Origin of the sequence: Providencia sp. (assembly GCF_052096715.1) — a bacterium.
In the GTDB taxonomy this organism is placed as follows: Bacteria; Pseudomonadota; Gammaproteobacteria; order Enterobacterales; family Enterobacteriaceae; genus Providencia.
The window spans coordinates 12,804-39,245 of sequence record NZ_JBQDNB010000002.1; the positions used below are offsets into that span (position 1 = coordinate 12,804).

20 protein-coding genes and 1 pseudogene are annotated in these 26,442 nt (G+C 38.0%); 13 read left to right on the forward strand and 8 right to left on the reverse strand.

What is annotated here, in order from left to right; all coding sequences use genetic code 11:
* Position 1: 1 nt before the first annotated feature.
* Entirely contained in the window at positions 2 to 955 is a 954-nt protein-coding gene (fepB, locus tag ACTH6U_RS01875; protein WP_441831458.1) for a Fe2+-enterobactin ABC transporter substrate-binding protein, read from the reverse strand.
* A gap of 114 nt (positions 956 to 1,069) precedes the next feature.
* On the opposite strand from fepB, the gene ACTH6U_RS01880 reads away from it, so the two are divergent.
* Positions 1,070 to 2,365, forward strand: coding sequence for an NtaA/DmoA family FMN-dependent monooxygenase (locus ACTH6U_RS01880; RefSeq protein ID WP_441831459.1), 1,296 nt, complete (start codon positions 1,070 to 1,072; stop codon positions 2,363 to 2,365).
* A 53-nt stretch (positions 2,366 to 2,418) separates the two neighbouring features.
* On the opposite strand, the gene pdxK is transcribed toward ACTH6U_RS01880, so the two are convergent.
* The gene (gene pdxK, locus ACTH6U_RS01885; RefSeq protein WP_434718890.1) at positions 2,419 to 3,267 is read right to left on the reverse strand and encodes a pyridoxine/pyridoxal/pyridoxamine kinase; all 849 of its coding nucleotides are present in this window, start codon (positions 3,265 to 3,267) and stop codon (positions 2,419 to 2,421) included.
* A 655-nt stretch (positions 3,268 to 3,922) separates the two neighbouring features.
* On the opposite strand from pdxK, the gene mdtJ reads away from it, so the two are divergent.
* Together mdtJ and mdtI are read left to right on the forward strand one after the other, a co-directional pair.
* Positions 3,923 to 4,351, forward strand: a complete 429-nt coding sequence (gene mdtJ, locus ACTH6U_RS01890) for a multidrug/spermidine efflux SMR transporter subunit MdtJ (RefSeq protein ID WP_294103472.1) — start codon at positions 3,923 to 3,925, stop codon at positions 4,349 to 4,351.
* A gap of 2 nt (positions 4,352 to 4,353) precedes the next feature.
* On the forward strand, positions 4,354 to 4,686 hold the full coding sequence (gene mdtI / locus ACTH6U_RS01895) for a multidrug/spermidine efflux SMR transporter subunit MdtI (RefSeq protein ID WP_294103474.1): 333 nt from the start codon (positions 4,354 to 4,356) through the stop codon (positions 4,684 to 4,686).
* A gap of 121 nt (positions 4,687 to 4,807) precedes the next feature.
* Here mdtI and ACTH6U_RS01900 read toward each other — a convergent pair whose 3' ends face one another.
* Positions 4,808 to 5,155, reverse strand: a complete 348-nt coding sequence (locus ACTH6U_RS01900; protein WP_294103476.1) for a RidA family protein — start codon at positions 5,153 to 5,155, stop codon at positions 4,808 to 4,810.
* A 152-nt stretch (positions 5,156 to 5,307) separates the two neighbouring features.
* On the opposite strand from ACTH6U_RS01900, the gene ACTH6U_RS01905 reads away from it, so the two are divergent.
* The 4 genes from ACTH6U_RS01905 (at position 5,308) to dbpA (ending at position 10,681) form a co-directional block, all read left to right on the forward strand.
* Complete coding sequence (locus ACTH6U_RS01905; protein ID WP_441831460.1) at positions 5,308 to 7,233, forward strand: ATP-dependent DNA helicase; 1,926 nt, start codon at positions 5,308 to 5,310, stop codon at positions 7,231 to 7,233.
* A gap of 117 nt (positions 7,234 to 7,350) precedes the next feature.
* The gene (gene tsaB, locus ACTH6U_RS01910; protein WP_294103873.1) at positions 7,351 to 8,049 is read left to right on the forward strand and encodes a tRNA (adenosine(37)-N6)-threonylcarbamoyltransferase complex dimerization subunit type 1 TsaB; all 699 of its coding nucleotides are present in this window, start codon (positions 7,351 to 7,353) and stop codon (positions 8,047 to 8,049) included.
* Positions 8,050 to 8,492: 443 nt separating this feature from the next.
* Positions 8,493 to 9,089: a Slp family lipoprotein gene (locus tag ACTH6U_RS01915; RefSeq protein WP_336428997.1), complete on the forward strand. Its 597-nt coding sequence runs from the start codon at positions 8,493 to 8,495 to the stop codon at positions 9,087 to 9,089.
* A gap of 218 nt (positions 9,090 to 9,307) precedes the next feature.
* Complete coding sequence (gene dbpA / locus ACTH6U_RS01920; RefSeq protein WP_441831461.1) at positions 9,308 to 10,681, forward strand: ATP-dependent RNA helicase DbpA; 1,374 nt, start codon at positions 9,308 to 9,310, stop codon at positions 10,679 to 10,681.
* 462 nt (positions 10,682 to 11,143) lie between these two features.
* Here dbpA and ACTH6U_RS01925 read toward each other — a convergent pair whose 3' ends face one another.
* From ACTH6U_RS01925 to ACTH6U_RS01935, 3 genes and pseudogenes are all read right to left on the reverse strand, one after another.
* The gene (locus tag ACTH6U_RS01925; RefSeq protein WP_294103481.1) at positions 11,144 to 12,016 is read right to left on the reverse strand and encodes a dimethyl sulfoxide reductase anchor subunit family protein; all 873 of its coding nucleotides are present in this window, start codon (positions 12,014 to 12,016) and stop codon (positions 11,144 to 11,146) included.
* 2 nt (positions 12,017 to 12,018) lie between these two features.
* Positions 12,019 to 12,642: a DMSO/selenate family reductase complex B subunit gene (locus tag ACTH6U_RS01930; RefSeq protein WP_294350756.1), complete on the reverse strand. Its 624-nt coding sequence runs from the start codon at positions 12,640 to 12,642 to the stop codon at positions 12,019 to 12,021.
* A pseudogene (locus tag ACTH6U_RS01935) lies at positions 12,639 to 15,032 on the reverse strand (DMSO/selenate family reductase complex A subunit). The gene ACTH6U_RS01930 and the pseudogene ACTH6U_RS01935 overlap by 4 nt, the downstream one beginning before the upstream one ends.
* Before the next feature lie 564 nt (positions 15,033 to 15,596).
* Here ACTH6U_RS01935 and fadD point away from each other — a divergent pair.
* From fadD to ACTH6U_RS01965, 6 genes are all read left to right on the forward strand, one after another.
* On the forward strand, positions 15,597 to 17,285 hold the full coding sequence (gene fadD, locus ACTH6U_RS01940; protein ID WP_336429003.1) for a long-chain-fatty-acid--CoA ligase FadD: 1,689 nt from the start codon (positions 15,597 to 15,599) through the stop codon (positions 17,283 to 17,285).
* 104 nt (positions 17,286 to 17,389) lie between these two features.
* On the forward strand, positions 17,390 to 18,511 hold the full coding sequence (gene rnd / locus ACTH6U_RS01945) for a ribonuclease D (protein ID WP_441831462.1): 1,122 nt from the start codon (positions 17,390 to 17,392) through the stop codon (positions 18,509 to 18,511).
* Positions 18,512 to 19,015: 504 nt separating this feature from the next.
* Positions 19,016 to 19,762, forward strand: coding sequence for a Slam-dependent surface lipoprotein (locus ACTH6U_RS01950; protein ID WP_294103489.1), 747 nt, complete (start codon positions 19,016 to 19,018; stop codon positions 19,760 to 19,762).
* A 90-nt stretch (positions 19,763 to 19,852) separates the two neighbouring features.
* Positions 19,853 to 21,259, forward strand: coding sequence for a surface lipoprotein assembly modifier (locus tag ACTH6U_RS01955; protein ID WP_294103491.1), 1,407 nt, complete (start codon positions 19,853 to 19,855; stop codon positions 21,257 to 21,259).
* A 19-nt stretch (positions 21,260 to 21,278) separates the two neighbouring features.
* Positions 21,279 to 24,308 carry a TonB-dependent receptor domain-containing protein gene (locus ACTH6U_RS01960; protein WP_441831463.1) on the forward strand — a complete coding sequence of 1,010 codons (3,030 nt, stop codon included), beginning with the start codon at positions 21,279 to 21,281 and terminating at the stop codon, positions 24,306 to 24,308.
* 64 nt (positions 24,309 to 24,372) lie between these two features.
* The gene (locus ACTH6U_RS01965; protein ID WP_441831464.1) at positions 24,373 to 25,146 is read left to right on the forward strand and encodes a TonB family protein; all 774 of its coding nucleotides are present in this window, start codon (positions 24,373 to 24,375) and stop codon (positions 25,144 to 25,146) included.
* Between the two features lie 193 nt (positions 25,147 to 25,339).
* Here ACTH6U_RS01965 and minE read toward each other — a convergent pair whose 3' ends face one another.
* Both minE and minD read right to left on the reverse strand, forming a co-directional pair.
* The gene (gene minE, locus ACTH6U_RS01970; protein WP_294103497.1) at positions 25,340 to 25,615 is read right to left on the reverse strand and encodes a cell division topological specificity factor MinE; all 276 of its coding nucleotides are present in this window, start codon (positions 25,613 to 25,615) and stop codon (positions 25,340 to 25,342) included.
* Positions 25,616 to 25,618: 3 nt separating this feature from the next.
* Entirely contained in the window at positions 25,619 to 26,434 is an 816-nt protein-coding gene (minD, locus tag ACTH6U_RS01975; protein ID WP_294103499.1) for a septum site-determining protein MinD, read from the reverse strand.
* Positions 26,435 to 26,442 lie beyond the last annotated feature (8 nt).

Below are 26,442 nucleotides of genomic sequence, written 5' to 3' on the forward strand. Positions count from 1 at the left end.
CTCACTGACCAAAACGCGAGACAATGTCATTAATCATCTCTTGGGCACTGTAATAATCAACACGAAATGAATTCACGCCTAGGCCATAAACTTGTTTATTTTTTACTGAAATGACATTTGCAAGGATAGGGTCTGCCATAAATGTTTCGGCTTCTTTTTCGGTTCCTCTCATTAAAAAGGTTGTTGGTGCGGTTAATTGAGTTAAGTGTTCGTATTGTGCCCAAACAAAGTCAGAAACAGGCTTATCTTTGGGCTGCCAATTGATATTTGCACTTTCAATGGTGAAGCCGAGTTGTTGTAACAAAATTGCATGAGGGCTGGTTGTTAATGAAATGGGGTTGACTGTACCGGGGCCAAAGTAGGAAACGATATTAACCTTACCTTTAGGTATTTTAAGCTTATTTTTACTTTCAGTTACTAAAGTTTTAAAGCGTTGTAAAACATCAGCCGCTTGTTGCTCCATACCTGTTGCTTGACCTAATTGTACGGCTAAGCTTTCCCAGCCTTGTTTGCCATAATCCAATACAATTGTAGGCGCAATTTGTTGAAATTGTGCCACTTGTGGATAAACCGTATCACCACCATTGATTGAAACAATGATTAAATCAGGTGCGACTAAGTAAGCCATCTCTAAATCAACGCTGCCAGCGGGCCAAAGTTTTTCAATACCTTTTTCTTTCGCAAGTTGATCCCATTGGGCAAAATACTGACCATTTGCTGCTGTTGAACTTGCGACTACAGGCGCATTAATTGCCAGTAAGGTTCCTGTAATGGAAACTGAAGCAGATAGGATACGCTTAGGCTGAGTTTTAATTTCGACAGAGGAACCGTCTACACTGGTAAAGGTGCGAGGCCATGATTGGCTATTAGCACCAACTTGGGTATTTGAGATCGCGTAACTCGAAAAATGAGTAAATAAAAACAATAAAATAGTGCAGGCAAGCGTTTTTAGCATGACAGATTTCCAAATTAAGCGGGTAATTATTAACACAATGAATAGTATTGTTAATGATAATCATAACTAATATCATTAGCAACAAACTGATTGGATAAAATAGGAAATGTGCGTGTGAATACACAAAAATCACTTTGTATTGGTCTGGCGCTATCACCGACTTGGTTATCGACTAAGAACGAGAAAAATCAAGATGTAAATAAGGCGCTAATTCTTTCATTACCTTATTATATGAATCTAGCCAAACGTGCGGAGGTTGCAAAACTAGATTTTCTATTTCGACCTGATGCACTTTTTTTAAATATTGATATATTGAATCAATCACCGGCTTTTGGTGGTTTAGACCCTTCGATATTAATAGCCGCTATTGTACAAGAAACTGATTATATTGGTTTTATTTCGACACTATCCACTTTATTTTATCCACCATTTATAGCAGCTAGACAATTACAGTCATTAAACTGGATAACTCAGGGACGGATAGGCTGGAATATCGTTACTGCCTTGAAAGGCCAAGAAAACTTTGGTCAAAAAGTTTTACCTGATTCACAGGAGCGATATGAAATCGCAAAGGAGTTTACGCAAGTATTGGAAGCACTTTGGCAAAGTTATCCGCATAGCAGCTTAGAAAATAAGGGTAGAGCGGATAGGGTTCAACAACCAATAAAACCTATTGAGCATCAAGGGCGCTTTTTTGAGGTTCAAGGCCCGTTAAATATTCCAGCTTATCCCGCTAAAATTCCTTATTTTCAAGCTGGAGCATCAGAGGCGGGGCGAGACTTTGCCGCTTCTACTGCAGACGGTATTTTTGCCGCAACCCCCGATATTGATTCTGCCATTGAATTTCGCCGTGATATTAGAGAGCGAGCGCAACAAATGGGGCGAGATGTAAATAGTATAAGAGTATTACCTGGTTTAAGTTTTTATATAGCGGCGACACGTGAAGAAGCATATCAGTGTTTTGAACAGCAGCATACGACACCTGACTTCAACAGACAATTTCGCTATATAGAGTCATTAATTGGTATTAATTTATCGTCGTTATCCCTCGATACCATTGTAACCGAAGCGATGATCCAGACGGATTTTAATTCATCATATAGCCAAACACATGCGCAGTTATTGCGGCGGTTTATTTGTCGTAATCAACCCACGGTTAAGGCGTTATTGGCCTCTCCAGAAGTAAATGGTTCCGCCCATTGGCGTATTATTGGTACTGTAGATGACATGGTTAATGAAATTGAAAATTGGAGCGCTTGCCAAGCTTGCGATGGTTTTATTGCATTACCTTGTGGTTCAGAGCAATCATTAAATTTATTTCTGGAGCAAGTGATTCCGAAATTACAAGAAAAAGGACTCTTCCGACAGGATTACCAAGAACAATCGTTATGGGAAAGGTTACGAGGTTAACCACTTATTTATGCTAACAGCCCCTACGGGGCTGCTGAATTTTTAATTTTTATTTATAAAACTAGTTCACTGCGACCTGTTGCGACCATATGAATAATCGCTTGTTCAATACGCAAGCATGCCATTTTTGCAGCATCAGGAACAGATAAACCAGCGAGTATTTGTGCTGTTAATTCTGCACCAAATAAATCACCGGTTCCTTTTGGTGTGACAGGGTAACGTTTGTGCTGGATGACTGCGACATCTTTTTGGGTCACGCAAACCACTTCAATACTGTCATCATCAGGCTGAAATGCACTCGTAATAATAACCCATTGAGTATGGCCTTTTAATAATGAACGAGCCGCATTCACTGCATCGTCTAAATTATTTATTTCTTGACCACTTAAAGTCATCAATTCAAATCGGTTAGGTATGATCCCGGTCGCTAGGGGGATCACGGCGTCGCGATAAACATCTGCAATCTCTGGGGGAATGTAAAAACCACTGTCTTCATCCCCCATCACAGGATCAACAATAACGGGTATTGTTGGACGTAAGTCACGAACGCAAGAAAGCCAATTAGCTAAATCTTGTGCTTTTTCTTTTGAACCTAAATAGCCGGTTAAAATGGCTTTAACGCTATCCAGACTACCTCGTTCAAGAAAACCTTTTAAATAACCACGAAACCATTCACCTGGTAACTCACCGCCATAGCAAGATGTATAGTGAGGTGTATTACTTAAAACGACAGTGGGGACAGCTGCGACTCGTAAGCCTTGTTTGCTCAATGCCGGAACTGCAATGCTATTGCCAACACTGCCGTAAACTACTTGGGATTGGATAGACACAACATCATAAGGAAGTGGGGTAGCATCTGCGGCATTTTGAAAACTATTAGAGGTAAGATTGAAAGTATCCATTTGTTTCTCTTCGGTGTATCTCATTCATATAACTCTATAAGAATCTGGTTCGTTTAAGTTGTCAATGGCAAACATGAGAATCGAGATCCATATGGCTTTTACAGCATAAAAAAGGGAAAAAACGATTTTTTTTACTCAAAACGTCGAACAGAAAATGTCATTATTATGGTTGGTTATTCGTATTTCATCTCATGATTCAATGGTTTGTTTGTATGTTAATGAATAATTATGCACTATATTATGCATTCTTTTTTGTGATATAAAAAATGTTTGTATTCATTGACTTAATGAAAATGGCATGCTAAAAATAGCAGGTAATCATTAATCAACATGAGGGTTCGGAGTAAATTGGATGGATGTCCATCTGATGAAATGAATAAGATATCATGCTTAGCTCAACTAGCGGCAAGATCAATAAGTCACAAAAAAGAACGTCACATAAGCTTTTCCTTTCAGCTATCCTTTCCAGTGAGCATTACTGGTGTGGTGCATTATAGCGTCTCTCTCTTATATTCATTCTGCTGAATAAAATCAGCAACTCGTTGTTATCGATTGAATTTATTAACAACTTTGCGGCTAGAGAATTAACTTAATTGTGAGTTTTATCTGTATAAAAAACAGACTAGCGTATGGTTGTGCTTAGAGGGACTATATAATGATTTATTGGATATTTTTAGCATTAGCTATCGTTACGGAAGTTATCGGCACATTATCAATGAAACATGCCAGCGTTAGCGGCGATTTTACTGGAATGGCAGTCATGTATGTGATGATTGCGACATCTTATGTTTTGTTAGCTATTGCAGTAAAAAAAGTAGCGCTCGGTGTGGCTTACGCATTGTGGGAAGGATTTGGTATTTTATTGATCACCACATTCAGTGTGATGTGGTTTGGTGAGTCTTTATCGCCAATGAAAATTGGTGGATTAGTATTACTGATCACCGGTATTGGATTGATTAAATCAGGAACGAAAAAAGCAACCGTGCGCGGTTCTGCGCAAAAAGTAAAACAAGTGGCAGAACACGCAGTAAATGTTGCAAAATCAGGGGCTTTACCACGTAGTGAAGCCAAGTCGGAGGCGTAATCATGGCCAGTCAATTTGAGTGGTGGCATGCAGCGTTTTTGATTTTAGCTGTAGTGTTAGAGATTATTGCGAACATTTTTTTAAAAATGTCTAATGGTTTTAAACGCTATTGGTTAGGTATTCTCTCTTTAGTTGCAGTACTTGGTGCATTTAGTTCATTGGCACAAGCAGTAAAAGGAATTGAATTATCAATTGCTTATGCACTTTGGGGTGCTTTCGGTATTATTGCAACGGTTGCTGCTGGTTGGATTTTGTTTAACCAGCGCCTCAACTATAAAGGTTGGGGGGGTATCGTACTGATGTTAGTGGGTATGGTATTGATAAAAATGTCTTAGTTCACAATATATCAATTAATTACAATAACTTGATATACCTAGCACTAAAACCAAGTGACATTATAAGCACAAAAAAAGCTTCTTTTTAAAGAAGCTTTTTTATTGATAATTTTTAAATCAATTAGTTAACTGCCGCAATGATTTTGATTTCAACTTTGTATTCAGGTTTCATCAATGTGGCTTCAACAGTACAGCGCACAGGAGCGCTACCAGCAACAACCCATGCATCCCAAGCTTGATTCATTCCAGAAAAATCAGCTTTGTTAGCAAGAAAAATGGTTGCATCTAAGATCTTACTCTTATCAGAACCAACTCGTTCTAACATGATATCAATCGCTGCCAATGTATTGGTTGTTTGCGCAATAATGTCAGCATCTAAATTTTCAGGGACGCTAGTGTAATAGATAACATCGTTGTGAATAACGGCTTCAGACCAACGGTTGTCGGGGTCAATACGTTTAATCGTCATGGTTTTTCCTTATAATTAAAGCTAATCAAGGATATCAGTTTGCTAATGTGATGAACATTGCTTCTATTCATGAAAATATAATTAGCTCAGCAGCCAAAGCCAACTCATGGTAAAGTGAGTGACTTTTTATTGTATAATTGACGGATTTTTTAGTGCACGATGACTTTTCTGCAAATGGCTTTCTAGCTAGAACAATCCCCGGATTTCAACCTCGAGCCGCACAGGTCACCATGTCCAATGCGGTGACTGAATCAATTGATGCGCAAAATGTGCTGGTAGCTGAAGCGGGAACAGGTACGGGTAAAACTTATGCTTATCTTGTACCTGCGTTACGTTCGGGTAAAAAAGTGATTGTTTCCACAGGGTCAAAGGCACTGCAAGACCAACTTTATCACCGTGACCTACCAACAATTATCGATGCGATGAATTACTCAGGGCGTACTGCTTTATTGAAAGGGCGTTCTAATTATCTTTGTCTCGAAAGACTTGATCAGCAATCGTTGGGTGGCGGAAGCCTTGAACCTGAAATTCTTTCGGCTGTTGTGAGATTGCGTAGTTGGTCGATAGAATCAGAACTCGGAGATACCAGCACTTGCCATGATATTGCGGAAGATAGCCCTGTCTGGCCATTGGTTACTAGCACTAACGATAATTGCTTAGGTAGTGATTGCCCTAGGTATCAAGAGTGTTTTGTGTTAAAAGCCCGCCGAAAGGCGCTTGAAGCTGATATTGTGGTGGTCAATCATCACTTATTTATGGCAGATAGAGTCGTTAAAGACACTGGATTTGGTGAGTTAATTCCACAAGCAGATGTGATGATCTTTGATGAGGCCCACCAAATACCCGATATTGCGAGCCAATATTTTGGACAGCAACTCAGTAGCCGACAATTGCTCGATCTCGCTCGTGATATGGTTATAACTTATCGTACTGAATTAAAAGATCAGGTCCAATTGCAAAAAAGTGCGGATAGGCTGACACAAAGTACCCTTGATTTTAGGATTAACCTTGGGGAAAACAGTTTTCGCGGAAACTTGCGTGATTTACTCAAACAATCGGTAGTTCAGCGTGCATTAACCTTACTCGACGATGCTTTAGAGCTCTGTTATGAAGTTATTAAAACTTCACTCGGACGTTCACAATCATTAGATTCGATATTTGAACGAGTCACAATTTATCGTAATAGGCTCAATCGACTTAAAGATGTCACTATTCCAGGCTATAGCTACTGGTTTGAAAGTTATGGGCGCCATTTTTTGTTAGCGTTAACGCCTTTAACTGTTGCGGATAAATTCAGTGAAATGATAGCGAATACACCAGCAAGTTGGGTATTTACGTCAGCAACGCTGTCAGTGAATGATAAACTGAGTCATTTTACGGATAGGCTTGGATTAAAATCAGCCAAAACATTGTTACTGGCAAGCCCCTTTGATTTTGCGAGCCAAACCTTGCTTTGTGTTCCGCGTTTTGCACCGGAACCGAATCAAAGAGGCAGCGCACAAAAGCTTGCGACTATGCTCAGACCATTGATTGAAAAAAATGGTGGGCGTTGCTTTTTTCTTTGTACCTCCCATTTAATGATGCGGGAATTAGCGGAAGAGTTTAAATCGACCTTAACCTTGCCTGTATTAATGCAGGGGGAAAGCAGTAAAAATAAATTGTTATCCCAATTTATTGCAGCGGGTAATGCCGTTCTAGTGGCAACCAGCAGTTTTTGGGAAGGGGTTGACGTGAGAGGTGACAGATTAAGCTGTGTCATTATTGATAAACTTCCATTTACTGCACCGGATGATCCATTATTACGCGCTAGAATTGAAGATTGTGAATTACGCGGCGGCGATCCTTTTGCTGATGTACAATTACCTGATGCCGTCATCACCTTAAAGCAGGGGGTAGGTCGTCTAATTCGAGATACTAGTGACTATGGTGTCATTGTTATTTGTGATAATCGATTGGTTACTCGGCCGTATGGTGAGGTTTTTTTGACGAGCCTACCACCGTCACCTCGAACTAGAAGTTTAACTAAAGCAATTGAATTCCTAGAAAAAAAAAGAAAGCAGGTTAATAACAAAGGTTAAATCAACGGGTTATCGTTTTTCTGCTATTGAATTGTTAGTTTATGCTACTATAATTGCTCTCTTTCAGGTTGCTACTGATGTGGCAACAAAAATTTATTAATTTGCCGGAGTTCAGGCATGTCGAGTCGTATTCTCGCTGTCGATACAGCAACAGAAGCATGTTCAGTCGCACTTTTGTGTGATGGTGAAATTATTTCACGTTTTGCTATTTCTCCTCGTGAACATACCCAAAAAATACTGCCAATGGTGGCAGAGGTATTAGCACAAGCTGAAATGAAGTTAAATCAATTGGATGCGTTAGCTTTTGGTCGCGGTCCTGGGAGCTTTACTGGCGTAAGAATTGGTGTTGGTATTGCACAAGGGCTCGCATTGGGGGCTGACTTACCGATGATTGGGGTTTCATCTTTAATGACCCTAGCACAAGGCGCTTTTCGTGTAAGTGGACATTCTAATGTGTTAACCGCCATTGATGCACGTATGTCAGAAATTTATTGCGCACAATATCAGCGTACAGCAGACGGTTTTTGGCAGGGTGAAGAAACTGAAGCAGTTCTTATCCCTGATGACTTTAAAGTTAAGTTTGCTCAGTTAACAGGGCAATGGGGTCATGCAGGTACAGGTTGGGAAGCTTATCCACAGTTACTCGTTGATAACTCACAAATTACTGATAGCAATGTCTCCTTACCTGATGCACAAGATATGTTACCAATCGCTGCGCAACTATGGTTAGCAGGTGCTGTTATCGCGGTTGAGGATGTCGAACCAACTTACTTACGTAACGAAATTACGTGGAAGAAATTGCCTGGACGAGAGTAATGTTTATCTCGTTTGCCTAATTTGAGTTGTAGTTGATGGAACTACAACTTTTGGGTTGAGCTTATAATTAAATACATAAAGTTATATGACTAATTTGCTCTTCTTTTAATTATTCAAATCACTTTTTATTTAGTTGTTAATTAATACATCTTATTAATTAAGATGCGGAGTCATTGTAAAGTAAATCAATACGCCGATAAATAGGCATTAATTGAGTTGAGATAATCTTTAGCGAAAATGAATGATAACGTGATGAATCATTTGTTAATCTACTCCAATTAAGAATAAAAGCATTTAAAGTAGAGAATAGGAATAAATTTACTTTATTCCTCAGCTGTGATTAAACTAGTAGCGTATTAATTTAACATATAATGTTATGGAATTTTAATTTCGTGTTATTATTATAGATAGCAATTTATAATACAGCTAATCGGAGGTGGTGAATGAAAAAACAATTAAACTACCGCTCTGCGCTTAAAGGCATTTTAATTGCAGGCGCATTAGCATTAACGGGTTGTGTATCGATACCTGCGTCTATCCAAGGAACGGTACCGAATCCGACAGATAATTTAACTTCAGTCCAAAACGCACCAGAGATGTACATTGGTCAGGAAGCGCGCTTTGGCGGTAAAGTGCTCTCAGTTTATAATGAGCCAGCCAGAACGCGATTAGAAATCGCTGTGATGACACTGAATAAGTATGATGGCTCTCCTGAGCTAAATTCAGCTTCAGTAGGGCGTATCTATGCTTACCTTAATGGTTTCCTTGAACCAAATGATTTTAATAACCGTTATGTGACTGTAGTGGGTAAAATCACTGGAGAACAACAAGGTAAAGTCGGCCAAGTTCCATATAAATATGTGACGATGAATGCGACAGGTTTCCAACGCTGGAATATTGCGCAAAGTGTCATGTTACCGCCGTCAGGTCCTTGGGGTTATGGATATTACGGTGACCCGTACTATTATAATCATCCATGGGGTTGGGGTTATGGCTATCCAGGTGGTCCCGCACAGGTGCAAACCTACTTAACCGAATGATTGAATATTAATTTTAATCATATTGGCTGATATCAAAGAAACCTCATGTAATTGCATGGGGTTTCTTACTTTTGTCTTATGGAATGTTAATGATGATGAGTAGCAGACTGATATCATCGTTAATTTAGTCATGAAATGAAACTTCCTCACGACATAACAAGGAAGTAATAGTATCATTACCAGTCATTCGTCTTTTTATTTTATTCGGAATTTTCATTGTGACCTCATTTGCTGAACTTAACGCACTTCCTGCGGAACAACTTTCAAACCTTAATGAACTCGGTTATCTCACTATGACCCCAGTTCAAGCTGCGGCTTTGCCCGCTATTCTTGCAGGAAAAGATGTTCGTGCTCAAGCAAAAACCGGTAGTGGGAAAACTGCTGCTTTTGGTTTGGGTCTGTTGCAGCGCATTGATGCTAAGCAATTTAATACTCAATCGCTAGTGTTGTGCCCAACTCGTGAACTTGCCGATCAGGTTGCCAATGAATTACGTCGTTTAGCACGCTACATACCTAATATCAAAATATTGACCCTGTGCGGTGGTGTTCCATTTAGTATTCAACGCGATTCGTTGAATCATGCAGCTCACATTATTGTGGCTACGCCGGGTAGATTACTTGATCACTTAAAAAGACAAACGGTTAATCTAGATGCTTTGCAAACATTAGTATTAGATGAAGCTGACCGTATGTTAGATATGGGTTTCTTTGATGCTATTGACGAGGTGATTGCAAATGCACCGGCTGAGCGTCAAACTTTACTATTTTCTGCCACATGGCCTGAGGCCATTACAGCGATCAGCCAGCGCATTCAACATGACCCATTAACTATTGAGATTAACTCAGTAGATGAGTTACCTGCGGTTGAACAGCAATTTTATGAAGTATCACGCAATGGTAAAATAGATTTACTACAAAAATTATTGAGCCGTGATCAACCGGCCTCATGCGTAGTGTTCTGTAATACCAAAAAAGATTGCCAAGAAGTCTTCGATGCTTTGAATGATAGCCATCAAAGCGTACTTGCACTACATGGCGATATGGAACAGCGTGATCGTGACCAAACATTAGTACGTTTTGCTAATGGTAGCAGCCGTGTGCTAGTGGCTACAGATGTTGCTTCACGTGGGCTTGATATTAAAGCATTAGAAATGGTGATTAACTACGAACTGTCATGGGATCCTGAAGTTCATGTTCACCGTATTGGTCGTACTGCTCGTGCTGGTGAAAGTGGTTTAGCAATTAGCCTTTGTGCTCCGGGTGAAGCTCAACGTGCAAATGTATTAGAAGAAATGCTAAATATGAAACTTAACTGGCTACCAGTGCCAACAGGCTTACAGATTACACCACTGGAAGCGACGATGGCGACTCTGTGCATTGATGGTGGTAAGAAAGCTAAAATGCGTGCAGGTGACATTTTAGGTGCACTGACAGGTGATGTAGGCCTAGATGGAACCGATATTGGTAAAATTGTTTTACACCCAATGCATGCTTATGTCGCAGTAAAACAATCTGTGGCGGCAAGTGCATGGAAAAAACTACAGCAAGGCAAAATTAAAGGCAAAACCGTAAAAGCGAGATTGCTTAAGTAGCCATACCTTAGTGCGGTGAACAAATAATAAGGCCCTCAATTTGCGGGCTTTATTGAAAAAAGTGTCCAGTACTCAGTATGATTTTTTAAATAAAGTTATAAACATATTATAAAATCAATTGATTATTTATAATGTGTTGGTCGTATGTTTAAGTTGTCATTTATTCCGCTAATGCTAAAGATGGTTGGCAAGTATACTAAAAAATATAATAGTTAATTTAGATTCTAATATCATTAAAAGTCTAGTTTAGACTAACCCTGCGTAATAGAAATTCATATAAAAGTCTATTTATATGTATTTTATATAATTGATTCCCTTGCCCCTTATTAACTAGACAGATGATTTAGTATGAGTTTGATAACATCATGTGTTAAATGAAAAAATACCCGATGAGCGATAACGGGTATTTTTATTAGGAGGTTGTTAATCTATATTAAAATCAAAATACATTATAAAGCCATATTAATTAACAATAAAAAAAGCGAAGCGATTTAGAATTTCACCTAAGAAAATCACTACACAGGCTAAAGTAATTATTGGAATACTCGTTTTGAACGGTGATACTTGTTTTTTCCAAATACTGAAACCCAAAAGCAAAATACCAATAATACCCCAAGACCATGCAGAAACTCTTAATAGAAAAGTACTTGCATAAGCGGTCGTAGGCGATTCAGGGAAGGTAATTGAATTACTAGAAATAACAGCATGAGACAGCCATTCTAAATAAAATGGCTGTACTGCCATACGTATAACAATAGCAATAAATACTAAGGAAAGGGCGCTTATTACCATTTTATTGGCTAATTCTAAACTCACTAATGTCTTGGTACGACAAGCAGTTAAGCCAAGTGTAATTGCAGCACCCGCCGTAAATACCGAACCAAAGAACATAAAATAGGTATTAGCATGCATCCAAGTCATCATCGACGTATTGAAATACAGTGACGCCATACAAAAAACATCAATTAATCCCAACAAACCTATAAAAGCGAGGATGCTTTTGTTCATTTTTCCTTTAATCAAAACAATTAAGGTATAAAGACACAAAGCGCCTAGATAAAGTGCAGCAAATACAATTTCACGACTTAGCCAAGATGAAGATATATGACGCAAGGCATGAAATGCATTCCATGGATATCCCATATGCATTGTTGATGCTAATAAACCTAAACAACCGAGTATTGCACTGATGAGTAAAACTGGCTTCATAGCAGCAGTTGCTTTTTGATTACCAGTTTCTTTTTCAATCCAACAAAAATAAAGTGCGGTGAAAATAACAACACCCACAGAGCTTTGTACCAATAAGGTAAAGGCGACTAACGGCCATTCACTCATAACTAATTACCTCCTTTATCTATTGCACCCTTATGGGGTTTGATCACTAAGTTTGGTCGAGTGATTGCACTATCGGGCAATCCTTGAACTTGGCTTAAATGGCCATATTTTTCGCGTAGTTCTTTAATAGTGCCGAATTTAATGGCATTGAGAGGGCAAGTATCTACACAAATTGGATTTTTACCTTCTGCGAGTAAATCAACACAGAAATCACATTTAGACATTTGCCCAGTTTGCTCATTTAATTGCGGAGCGCCATAAGGGCACGACCATGAACAATATCCGCAACCGACACATTTACTGGTATCGACTCTTACAATGCCGTCGCCTTCTCGTTTGTGCATAGCAGTGGTTGGGCAATTTTTCACACAAATAGGGTCGTCACAGTGATTACATGAAATGGTCAAGGTGTATGAAAAAACATTATTTTCATAGCCACCTTGGCCATTAGGTGCAAAACCACCACCTTGAACCTCATAAATACGACGAAAACGTCGACCAACTTCGAGGTTATTTTTATCCTTACACGCAACTTGGCAAGCTTTACAGCCTGAACAACGGGATGAGTCGATAAAGAAGCCTAATTGCTCGTCACTTACTGAGGCATACTGTTTGAAATCACTCATGCTTTGGTTACCTCAACTAAAACGGTTAAATGTGAATTACCATGAGCAAGAGGTGTCATTCGTGTTGATGTTAGCACGTTAGGGCAACCACCATGATCCACTCCATCTTTATCAGGATTCCACCAAGCACCAGCTTGCATACCCACAACGCCAGGAATAATACGTTCAGTGACTAATGCAGGAATTTGAGAAATACCTCGGTCGTTAAAAATGCGGATCATTTCACCTGTTTTGATGTTGCGCTGCTGCGCATCTATTGGGTTTATCCATAGTTCTTGTCGTTGAACTTCTTGCAATATTGGGTTGGAATATTGAGTTGAATTAGCACGGTTTTTACCTTTCCACGTCAACATCTGTAGTGGATAGGTAGCTGTCAGCTTATCTTCCGGCCCTTCGATGGCTGGAACATAGTTAGATAATGCTGGAATATCGGGATTATTCATGTCATACAGACGCTTTGAAAAAATTTCAATTTTGCCTGATGGAGTTGGAAATGGATTTTTCTCAAGATCTTTAATATTGTCTTCAAATGCGACAAAACCAATATCTTTGAATAAATAGCGACGAGATTTTAGTAGCTCATCAAAGGTCGGAAAATCAGGTTTATCTGGGAATCGAGCTTTATTCATTCCAACAAGATATTCAATCCATTGTTTTTCAGTTCTATTTTCAGTAAATGCTTCTTTGACCCCTAATTTTTCTGCTACGTCAGTTATCCAGTCATAATCGGAGCGACGTTCAAAATCAGGTTCAATCACTTTTTCAGACAAAATAAAGTAGCTACCAGTACCCCAAGTATCACCAATATTCCATCTTTCCATAAAGCTGGTTTCTGGCAATACCAAATCCGCATATTTTGCAGAAGGGGAAAGATATAAATCACTAGAGACAATAAACTCAACTTTTGACTCATCTGCTAATAATTTTGCTGCTGCGTTAACATCTGGGTTTTGGTTAACCAGATAATTACCCGCCAGTGAGAATATCATTTTGATATTGCTATCGAGTTTATCAACACCCAATAAACCATCTTCAGGGCGAACTTGGCTTGCATCTTCAACAGCCTGCATCCAGTTCATAATTGAAATTTGGGCTTTAACTGGATTTTCACCAATATCAGGGCCGTGCATCGATTGGCGATTACCAATACCACCATAGCCTGCGGCCCAAGCACCACGTTTACCTACATTACCTGTAATAGCCGCTAACAGTGTGGTTCCTCGGGCACTACGTTAACCACATATATGACGTTGTGGCCCCCAACCTTGAATCAGTGCCGCAGGTTTTGTCATCGCATATTCACGCGCTAATTGGCGAATAGTATTTGCGGGTACTTTAGTGATTTTTTCAGCCCATTCAGGCGTTTTCGTTATACCATCTTTTTGTCCCATTAAATAAGCGACTAATGACTCATTTGCGGGAACACCTTCAGGCATATGCTGCTCATCAAAACCAACCACATATTTGTCAATAAACGGTTTGTCATGCAGGTTTTCACTAACGATCACATACATCATTGAATCGAGTAGCGCATTATCGGTTGTCGGTAATAATGGGATCCACTGATCAGCTAATGATTGTGCGGTATCTGAATATCGCGGGTCGACAACAATAAATTTAGTTCCCTTATTTTTCATTTTTTGAAAATAATGGTTGGTATGTCCAAACACAGTCTCATTAGGATTATGGCCCCAGAGGATCACTAATGGGGTGTTCTCTAAGGTATCAAGAGAGCTTCCTGTTTTGGCCAAGCCATAAGTAAAGGGAGTGACTTTGACAGTGTTGCCTAAGCTAACGGAGTGGTAGTAGGGTAGAAAACCACCAGTCAGATTGAATAATTTTTTCATCATGGTATCACCGGAGAAAATCCCACCAGTTACCGCGGTATTTACCGTTAAGAAACGGCTCGCTGCACCATGTTTTTCGGTTAAACGAGTAATGTTATCGGCAATTAATGTAGTCGCTTCATCCCATGATATCCGCTCAAATTTACCTTCACCACGTTTACCCACTCGTTTCATCGGGTATTTTAGACGTTCTGCATCATAAACAAATTTGCGATAGCCGCGACCGCGCACGCAGGCACGCATGATTGGCATAGTTTCATCCAAGGCAGCATCAGGCCGAGTAGTAATGCGTGTGACAATACCATCTTTGACATGTGCCCGAATATCACATTTGCCACCACAGTCAAATGTACTACAAGTGGATACAATTTCAGTGCCATCATTTAATACGTTGGCAATGGGGATATTAGCGGGTTGAGATTTAACATTGCTTGAAATAAACGGCAAGCTAACTAATGCCGCACTGGCTTGCACAAAATGACGTCGGCTTAGTGGTAGCCCTTTTTCATTGTACAAATTCTGTTTTATTATTTTAGTAGACATAGGATTCTCATTTAACGACCTTAACTAATGAAGATCATAGGGAGAGAGTGGATTATTCTTATTGATTAATATCAACACTACTTTAGTGGTATTTATTTGTATTGAATATATGAGTGAGAATGATTTTGTTTGCCACATTATCGTGTTAAATCAACTCTAGTTAGCATTTAGTTGCCTCGAAAGTTAAAAAAACGATTACCATAGTTATTATATGGATATAAAAATGGGTTAAAAACAGTAGGATTGACTACTATGCAATCAATTTATATTGGTTAAGTGAATTATAACGCTAATTTGATTAAGTAATCAGGGATTACACTTTTTAAAATTAGGGCTGATACGTGTATAATTGTCCGAAAATATTTAGACTAACTTTTAATAAATGATATCTAACAAAAGTAAGGCGGTGTGATCCGCCTTATTTTATTTCGATGGAATGGTATTTATTTAGTGATAGACCTCTCAACCTTGACACAGGGTATTTTTCAAACTGGTACGCTGAGTTAATAATTTGTTAAAAGATATGTTGAGCATCTTAAGTTCACTAAATTCAGGAGCAATATTTTGGAAAAAATCTGGCTGAAAAATTATCCTGCTGATGTGCCGGAAGAAATCAATCCTGATCGCTTCGCTTCATTGGCTGAATTACTTGAAAATGCGGTTTCTCAGTATGCAGACCAGCCTGCGTTCATTAATATGGGCGCAGTAATGACATACCGTAAGCTAGAAGAGCGAAGCCGCGCATTTGCAGCTTACTTACAAAATGGATTAGGTCTTAAAAAAGGTGACCGCGTCGCACTGATGATGCCAAACTTATTACAATATCCAATAGCGCTGTTTGGCGTATTGCGTGCGGGAATGGTTGTGGTGAATGTTAATCCTCTATATACCCCAAGAGAATTAGAGCACCAGCTTAATGATAGTGGTGCAACGGCCATCGTCATTGTGTCTAACTTCGCCCATACGCTTGAAAAAATTGTTTTTAACACCAAAGTTAAGCACGTTATTTTAACTCGAATGGGTGACCAACTGTCACGTCCTAAAGCGACGATTGTTGATTTTATCGTCAAATATGTAAAACGATTAGTCCCTAAATATAATTTACCGGATGCTATCTCATTTCGTCGCGCTATGCATTTTGGCTATCGAATGCAATATATTAAGCCGAATATTACAGGGGGAGATTTAGCATTCCTACAATATACGGGTGGCACAACAGGCGTGGCAAAAGGGGCGATGCTAACGCATCGGAATATGCTTGCTAATCTGGAACAAGCAAGAGCCGCTTATGGCCCTGTGTTAAAATTTGGCGCTGAGTATGTTGTTACAGCACTACCGCTTTATCACGTTTTTGCACTCATGGTTAACTGTTTACTTTTCATTAGTGTGGGGGGCGTTAATCTGTTGATTACTAATCCTCGAGACGTGCCTGATACGGTTAAACAGTTAGCTAAATTTCCATTTACTTCAATAACTGGTGTGAATACATTATTTAATGCATGGCTGCATAATGAAGAGTTTCGTCAACTTAACTTTTCGAAACTCAGATTATCGGTGGGTGGTGGAATGCCGGTACAAAAGGCCGTTGCCCAAAAATGGAAAGAGTTGACTGGTAAGCATTTACTTGAAGGTTACGGGTTGACCGAATGTGCGCCATTAGTCACCGGAAATCCATATAATCTGACTGAATATAGTGGTAGTATCGGCATACCTGTTCCATCAACAGATGTTAAATTTCTTGATGATGATGGTCATGAAGTGGCTCTTGGGCAACCTGGAGAAATGTGGGTGAAAGGCCCGCAAGTCATGAAAGGCTATTGGAATCGTCCAGATTCTACTGCTGAAGCCATTGTTGACGGTTGGTTGGCGACTGGGGATATCGCTGAAATTGATGATGAAGGTTACATTCGCATTGTTGATCGTAAAAAAGATATGATTATTGTTTCAGGATTTAATGTTTACCCTAACGAAATAGAAGAAGTACTTTCTTCCCATCCTGATGTTATTGAGTGTGCTGCGATAGGTATACCAAGTGAAAGTACGGGAGAGGCGGTAAAAGTATTTATCGTCACCAAAAATAAAAATTTAACTGCTGATGAACTAAAAACGTTCAGTCGTCGTTCATTAACTGCTTATAAAGTGCCTAAAGTGTTTGAATTTCGTGAAGAGTTACCGAAATCCAATGTGGGTAAAATTTTACGCAAAGAATTGCGTGATGAAGAAAAATTGCAAAGAGACAAATCGCCAGTATGACTGTGATTTAACACCATACATTAGTATATGTAACGCCGGTTTTTACCGGCGTTACTGTGATGAAATTTTTGTTTTGATAAATATACAAAAAAGAGAAACTTGTTTTGAATTATCGTTTAGTCACCACAGATAGTGAATTAGTACAGGTATGCCAAGAGGCCAGTGATGCGCCTTGGCTAGCCTTGGATACCGAATTTGTTCGCACAAGAACCTTTTACCCTCAGTTGGGTTTACTACAGATGTATGATGGAAAACAGGTTTCATTGATTGATCCTTTATCAATAACTGATTTCAGTCCTTTCAAAGCGCTATTAACCAATAAAAAACAGCTCAAGTTTCTTCATGCGGGTAGTGAAGATCTTGAAGTCTTTTTTCATGATTTTGGTTGTGCACCGGATCCTATGATTGATACCCAAATTGTCGCTGCGTTTCTGGGTTATCCTATTTCATGTGGTTTTGCGTCTTTAGTCGCGGAACATATTGGCGTTGAACTTGATAAAAGCGAATCTCGCACGGATTGGTTGGCTCGCCCATTAAGTGAAAAACAGTGTGATTATGCAACGGCTGATGTGCTGTATTTGTTGCCTTTAGCTGAAATATTGATGAAAAAAGTGACCGAAGCGGGTTATTTAGACGATGCATTAGATGAATGTCAAAGAGTAGTTGCTCGTCGTCAAAAAACAGTTGAACCAGAAAAAGCGTATTTAAATATTACCAACGCTTGGCAGCTGCGAAACGAACAGTTGGCCTGCCTACAATTACTCGCACAGTGGCGATTAGAACAAGCTAAAGCGCGTGATATGGCGATTAACTTTGTGGTCAAAGAAGAGCACTTATGGAAAGTAGCTCGTTTCCTACCAAGTTCGTTAGGTGAGTTGGATGCATTAGGTTTAACGGGTCAGGAAATTCGTTGTCATGGTAAGCGTTTGCTAAGCTTGGTTGAGAAAGCGAAACAATTAGATGCAAGCGAGTATCCGGCTCCTGTTGCTAACATTATTGAACAAAGCCAATATAAAAGCCTATTCAAAGAGATAAAATCTGTAGTAAAAGATATTGCTGAGAACGAAAAATTTAACGCAGAATTACTTGCATCTAGACGACAAATTAATCAATTACTTTCAGTTCATTGGGGATTAAAAGAAATGACAACCCCACCAGAGCTGTTAGATGGTTGGCGTGGTAAGTTGCTTGCTGAGCCTATTTCAGCATTACTCAAAAAAGCGTAGTGATAATAAGGCACAAAAAAATAAATTTTGTGCCTTATTGATTATCCTTTCATTATTTGCTGTTATTCATTTTTTTATTTATATAAATAACTCATATATTAATATTTCCATGTAAAACATAAATGACATAAATAGTGTCAACGGTATTTTATGGGTTAATTTAATTGCAAGGCAATTCTTTATTATAAACAGTCCTAAAAATAATAAAATAATAAAATAATATTAGTTAAGTTTAAGTAAACTAGTGATTAATAGTATTTAATAAAATAAGGTTAATAGTTAACGTGCTAAAAAGAAAGACTAAATTTTCATAGTTAATGAAATGATTTAAATTCTAATTATAAATTTCTTATTTGTAAATAAAAACCATTCTCATATACTGAGTTTCGTTGTTAACCGAATAGTTAATGAAAATTAGCTAACGGTTATTAACTAAAACACTATTCTTTATTAATTCATAAAGAAATAAACGGAAAATTGATTTCAATATATAAGGATTTTATTATGAATAAATTATCTTTAATTACTTTAACTTTATCGTTAGTCGCAACCTCATCTTTTTCATTAGCAGAAACAGTGTCACAACAAAGTCAAAGTTATATTGATGAAGCAACAAATATCATTGTTGGTGAAACACAGTCAACAATGGGGCCCCATGGTGGTTCTATCGGTGATCCCGGTATTGGTTCTCGTAGCATGAAAAACGGAATGACAATTTCATTTTCAGGACTAAAAGGTATGGTTACCCATAAGCCTGATAATGTCTATGTATTAGAGAGTAGTGGCGGTCCGCATGGCGGCAGCATGGGTAAGTTCCAATTTAGCCAAGTGGCAGATGCAGAAGTGTATTATGGTGACTGGTCTCAAACCGGTGTAGCAGGCGATACTATGCATACTGCTTATTTCTCAGGCAAAGATGGCAGTACTGAGGTACCAACAAGTGGTCAAGCAACTTACACGATTGAAGGTATTAATCAATTTGATGGTGAAGCAAAGTTAATCGGCAAGTTTGACGCTGACTTTGGAGCTAAGGATTACACAGGCTCATTACTCGGTGAATCTTTAAATATTGCATTTAAGGGTGACATTCATGACGGAGGAACCTTCTCCGGTGACGCATTGGCTAATGATTCGATTAAGGGGGTGAACTCGGGTCAGTTCTTTGGTGATAATGCAGAGCAGTTAGCCGGTATTGCGACATTTGAAGATAACAACTCATTAGACACAGCATTTGGTGGTAGCAAAGACTAATTATAGCTTAATAAAATAATATCTATTAATGAGTAGGTGAAATGATATTTCACCTACTTTTTTATTACTATTAAAAAATAGTGGCTACCAATGAAAAATTTAAATAAATCATTAATTAATGTAATTTTTATTATTGTGTTAATTTCTTTTTCCTCGCTTATCAAAGGAGATATGTTATTAGATGAAAAAATGACTAGCATTTTAAACGCTAAGGGTAACGGAATTAATGAACAGCTAATCATTAATGAAAAAAATACAAATAAAAATATCGACGAACTTGGATTTATTCTTTATGATTTAGTTAGAAAGAAAAAGTTTGAAGAAATTGATAGTATTCTCGCCCAGTACATTCAAGATGAAAAACATGATGACAATTTAGTAACATATATATCGGCAGAAAAAGCCATAGTAAAACAAGATTATAATCAGGCGATTAAGTTATATGAGAAAATGTTAAACCAACAGCCTAATATAATTTTAATCGAATTGAAATTAGCGAATACTTACACTAAAGATAAGTTTTATGAACGATCATTAAAATCTTATATAGAAATTAAGAAAAAATATAAAAACAAGTTATTAAAAGAACATATAACTCTTATAGATAGCCAAATAATAACAATTAAAAAAATAAATTCATGGCAAGGTCGTATTAGAGTTGGTTCAAGTTATAATTCAAATTTAAACGAAGCAGAAGGTCAAAGTAAAAGTTATTGTCAGGTTTACTGTATGCAGGGGGCTGAGGTTATTGCTGGCACCAAATGGAATTATTATGCAGAGTTATCTAAACGGTTTCCGGTTTTGGGTAATCACTCTGCATATATGACCATGGGTGTATTAGGCGTTGAGCCAATGAAAGCGATATCAAAGCCTGAGATAAAAACTTTTATTTATGGTGGATATCAATTTGAAAAAGCAAATAGAAAAATACGCTTACTACCTGTAGTCGATACTAAATGGGTAGATAATCAATATCGAAATCACAGTTTAGGCGCTAAAGTTAGTAGTGAATATTATTTAAACGATAATGTGATATTTTTAGCTGATATAGAGCTGAAAAATAAGCAATACCATTCTGACTATAAATTCAATAATGGGATGAAAATTAATTATTCATTAACAGGTGCTTACATTATTAACCCCAATACGATGGTGTTTATTCGTGGTCATGGAATAAATAGAAATAAACAATCAGCTAGTGATAGTTATCAGCAATATGGTATGAAACTAGGACTATTAAAAATAACAGGGCCGTTAGAACTACTTAGTGCAATAGGTTATAAAAATACCCAATTTAAACAGTTTGATTATCATTTAGACACGAAAAGAAAAGATAATAACTGGTATATGAATACGGCTATTTCATTACCGAATAAAAAAATACTCACATTTCATCCGTCTATTTATTTTAATTATCAATTAAATAGTAGTACTGCTGATGTTATTTACTCTTTTAAGCAAAGTGAAATCGGAATCAACTTTATTAAGACTTTTTAGTTTTTATTTGGATTTAATCATGAAAGTTAAAACCGTGATGGCAATTAATATTGCTACAGGGCTATCTGTTTGTTGTGTTCCTATTATTAGTTGTGCTGCCGAACGGGAAAATATCGGTAAGATAACGGTGCAAGATAAAACAAAAACCATTAAACAGCGCGATCGTAAAGGTGCTGATGATCAATACGATAAAGACGAGTCAAATATCTATATTAGTAAAGAAGCCGTTGAGCGTTATAAAGGAACGAATCCCGCAGATGTGCTTACGCAAGGTGTGGGTGTGTACAGTGGAGATGCACGTAATAGTGGAGCGTTAGATCCTAATGTACGGGGTATACAAGGGCAAGGAAGGGTGCCAGTTACTGTTGATGGTACGGAGCAAGCAATTACGGTCTGGCGTGGTTATAACGGAGCGAATAACCGCAACTATGTTGACCCAAATATGATAAGCAGTATTACAGTAATAAAAAGCCCCATGTTAGACCGCAATATTCGGACCTCAACGGGGGGAGGTGTCGCCGTTAAAACCATCACAATAGATGATGTGGTTGAACCTGAAGATAAATTTGGTATTGATATAAAACTAGAAACCAGTAGTAATTCAACTAAGCCAAAAATTAATCATCTAAATCATGGGGTGGATTACCGCGATGATGCTGAACTTATGGAAAGCTTTCATAATAAACCCAATGCTACGCGGATTTATTTTCAGGATGAACAAGTATTAGTTGAGCCAAATTCGAGAGGAAATACGAGTTTATTTAACTTAAAAGATAATGCCGCTCGTTTTGCTATTGGGACACGTCAAGACGTATTTGATTTTATGATGGCTTATAGCTACCGTAACCAAGGTAACTATTTTGCAGGCAAGCGAGGTGCAGATCAATTTAGAGGTGAAATTGTAACTTATGATTATTCAACGCCTAACAAAGGGATGGACCCCTACATGCCGTTTGTGGCCAATATATATGCACCGAATAAAGAAGTTGCTAATACTTCTAATGAAATGAAAAGTTTACTTAGCAAATTAAATATCAAGCTAACGGATACTCAGAAATTATCACTTGGCTATATTCATACCCAAAGCCAATATGGTGAAATTATGCCTTCTCAAATTAGATATCATGATTTGGTAGGAAAAATTCCGCAATGGCCGTTGGCTAATTTAACATTGGAAACATTATATGCAAATTATGCATTTAAGCATGAATCTAACCCTCTGATTGATTTACAGCTAGGTTATTGGTTGACTAAAACAGACCTAAATTCAAATACGGCAGGTGGTCAGCCAAGAGAACCTATGCAGAGGGATTGGGGATTTGATTATGATAAAGATAAACCTAGAGATCCTAAAGTCAATGGCACGCTAGTTGATGGAATTAAATTAAATCAGTTGGATGAACGCCAAGGTATTTCAGTCTCTAATAAATTTAAATTAAATTCTGATTTTGATGTAACCATTATGGGGAATTTTATTAAAGAAACCATTGGTAGTCGTGACGATATATTTAATTCTGATTCTACACCTATTTCTGGCTTATTCAGAGCAATGCCTCGAGAAGGGGAGCGTCATGAATATAATGGCGCAATTAAGCTTGATTGGCGTCCCACAGAATGGTTAAGTTTAAATGCGGGTATGCAATATATAAATTATTGGTCTAGGGATAAATTACATGAACGGCGAATAGAAGCTAAAGATGCTAATTTTGCGCCTTATTCACGTCGATATGCACGTAATTATAGAATATCCCGTACATTGACAGCAGATGAAGCACAAAAAGTTATGCAATATGTAGACGAAGTTGGTCTAAGTTTTAATGAATATAAACCGAGTAGTCATTATAAAAATAAACAATTAAAATATAAAGAACGGCACGTCTTTGTTCAAGAAGCATTATCCTTACCTAAGAACGCTATACTGGAAGCCAGTTATCGACGTCATAATAGTAAACCACATGAATTTAGAATCGTTGAGAATAAATTTATTCAATGGAAATTAGATAATAACAATCGATTAATGCGGGATCAAAACCCTTTCTATAATGGTGAAGTTGATCTCGATGCTGAAGTCATTGATCCAATTACTGGCTTATTTTCTAAAAAATTTCGCCTAGCTGATGCGTTGAATAATAGATGGGATGAAATTAAATATACAAATGAAGAAAAATTTAAAAAACCAGAAAGAAAAGAAGACTCCGCGTGGGCCCCTTCATTTGGTGCATCCGTTTATTTAACGGATAATGATAGAGTCTTTGCACGTTATTTAGAAACCGTTAGAATGCCGAGTATTTTTGAAAATACAGTAGGTTTTTCGGGGTCGGGAAATATCAATTATGTGCCACCGAAATTTGCACCTGAACGGAGCCATACTATTGAAATTGGTTATGTGCGTAATTTACAAGAATTATTAGATGCTGAAAATCATGCAGATATTAGATTCAACTATTATAATACTGTAATTACTAATGCATTTGAAAGAGATATGGATTTAGTTTTTACTCAGGTTGATAAACACAAAACAGCAGGATTAGAATTATTAGCACGTTATGATAACGGACGGATATTTGGTGACGTTGGTGTGGATTATCGTTTAAAGAACGAAGTATGTGATGAAGCATCACTCATGAGGCTAGACCCATATAATAAATATGATACTCCTGAGTGTGTTGAGGCAGGCTTCCCTGGCGGTTATTTACGTACACAATTACAGCCAAAATATAGTGTACATGCCAATATTGGTGTGCGCTTTTTTGAGGAAAGCCTAGAAATAGGTAGCCGTATGCGTTACCACAGTAAAGCTGAAAATAAAGATGAAGCCGCAATGATGGGTAAATATCCCTATCAATATGCACCGTTAAATAATACTCCAATGAATTGGAATTCAATATTTATAGCGGATGCATATGCGAGCTATCAAGTTAATAAAGATATGCTAATTGAGTTATTAGCGACTAATCTTTTAGATGAGTATTATTTAGATCCTTTAACTCGTAGCATGATGCCCGCACCGGGCAGATCTATACGTTTTAGCGTAACCAGCCGTTTCTAAAATAAAGCCCTTCGTTGTGCTATCGAATATATTAAACAGCGAAGGGTTTAATTGAGATCTAAAAATGATTAATCGACGTTTTAATTATACTTTTACCGCCTCTTTACTATTACATGGTGGCATTATTTATTATTGTCTTATGTCCTATAGCACTTTATCGTCACAAATTTACACACCGATTAACGCAACTGTTATTTCAATTGCATTAACTCATGCAGTGATTGAAAAACAAGTTAGTGCGGTGGCTATCCCAGAAAGTAATGGAGGGGGATTAATTAGTGTTACTGCTCAAGTGGAAAATGCAGCTATCAAAGTTAATAAACAAAAAAGTGAAACTCATAATGAAAACAAAGTATCCAAAGTGACTAAAAAAAATATCAGCAAAAAAAACATGGATGAACCGATAAAAGATAGAGTGATACAAAAAGAGGATAAGCCCAAAAGTGAGCGAAGCGACGATGAAAAACAAAGTTCTAAGGATGGTGAGAATAGTGCTCAATCGCAGGCAGTTGGAACGCAAGGTTCACAAAATTCAGTTGCATTAGGCGATGATATAGATAGCTTGCATCAATTATATCTTGATAAGCTTAGGCAAGAAATTGAAAGACATAAAATATACCCAAGAAAAGCGAGAAATATGCATATTGAGGGTAAAGTAAAGGCTAACTTTGAATTAACCGCGCAAGGTGAATTAACTCGTATTTTGGTAGCTAAATCGTCAAATAACAGTCAATTAGACAACGCTGCTTTAGAGGCTATGCGAAAAAGTCGTTCAGTGGGTGTGCCACCTGCAGATCTTAATAGATTAATTACACTAGAAATTGAATTCACGCTTTAGTTGTACAAAAATAAAATCGGCTTTTGGGATAATACATATCGTTGATTAAGGCAAGGATCACCGTCCAATTGTGCCGATTGAATAGCGCTAGTTGAGATAAAATAGATAAAATAAAAAGCAAGCCGCCAGCATTAATACACTTAGCTAGGTTAATACTATTAAATTAATAACAGCGGCTTTCTTTGCGGTTTTCTTATTCGGTCGTTTTAATGTCATCGCCTTCAGGAAGGGTGACGTTTAACTCAAGAACAGAAATATCATCGCCTTTTTGTTCAAATTGAACGGATAGCATTCCTGGGTCAACTTGAACATATTTACAGATAACCTGCAGAATATCTCGTTTCATATCCGCAAGATAAGCCGGTTCGCTATTACCACGACGACGCTCTGCAACAATGATTTGTAATCGCTCTTTTGCGATATTCGCTGTCGGTTTTTTTCTCGACAGAAAGAAATCTAATAAAGCCATTATTTACCCCCCAAACAGGCGTTTTAAGAAGCCTTTTTTCTCTTCTTCAATGAATCGGATAGGGCGATCTTCACCTAAAATACGTGCAACACAATCGCTATATGCTTGGCCTGCATCGGATTCTGTATCTAAAATAACGGGTTCACCTTGGTTTGATGAACGTAGTACAGATTGGTCTTCTGGAATGACACCAATAAGTGGAATACACAAAATTTCCAGAACATCTTCCATACTGAGCATATCACCGCGAGTTACCCGACCAGGGTTATAGCGGGTTAATAACAAATGCTCTTTAATTGGGTCTTCGCCCCTTTCTGCACGGCGTGATTTAGAGGCAAGAATACCTAAAATACGGTCAGAGTCACGGACTGAAGAAACTTCAGGATTGGTAGTAATAATTGCTTCATCAGCAAAATAAAGGGCCATTAAAGCACCACTTTCAATCCCTGCGGGTGAATCACAAACGATGAAATCAAACTCTAGTTTATCGCCTAACTCATCAAGTATTTTTTCAACACCATCACGAGTTAGTGCATCTTTATCGCGAGTTTGTGAAGCAGGAAGAATGTATAAATTTTCTGTCCGTTTATCTTTGATCAATGCTTGGTTTAAGGTTGCATCGCCTTGGATGACATTAACGAAGTCATACACTACTCGGCGCTCGCAGCCCATGATGAGGTCAAGATTACGTAGACCGATATCAAAATCGATAACGACGGTTTTCTTCCCACTTTGTGCCAGCCCAGTAGCTATGGCCGCGCTTGAAGTGGTTTTACCAACACCACCTTTACCAGAAGTAACAACGATTATGCGTGCCATGAATAATT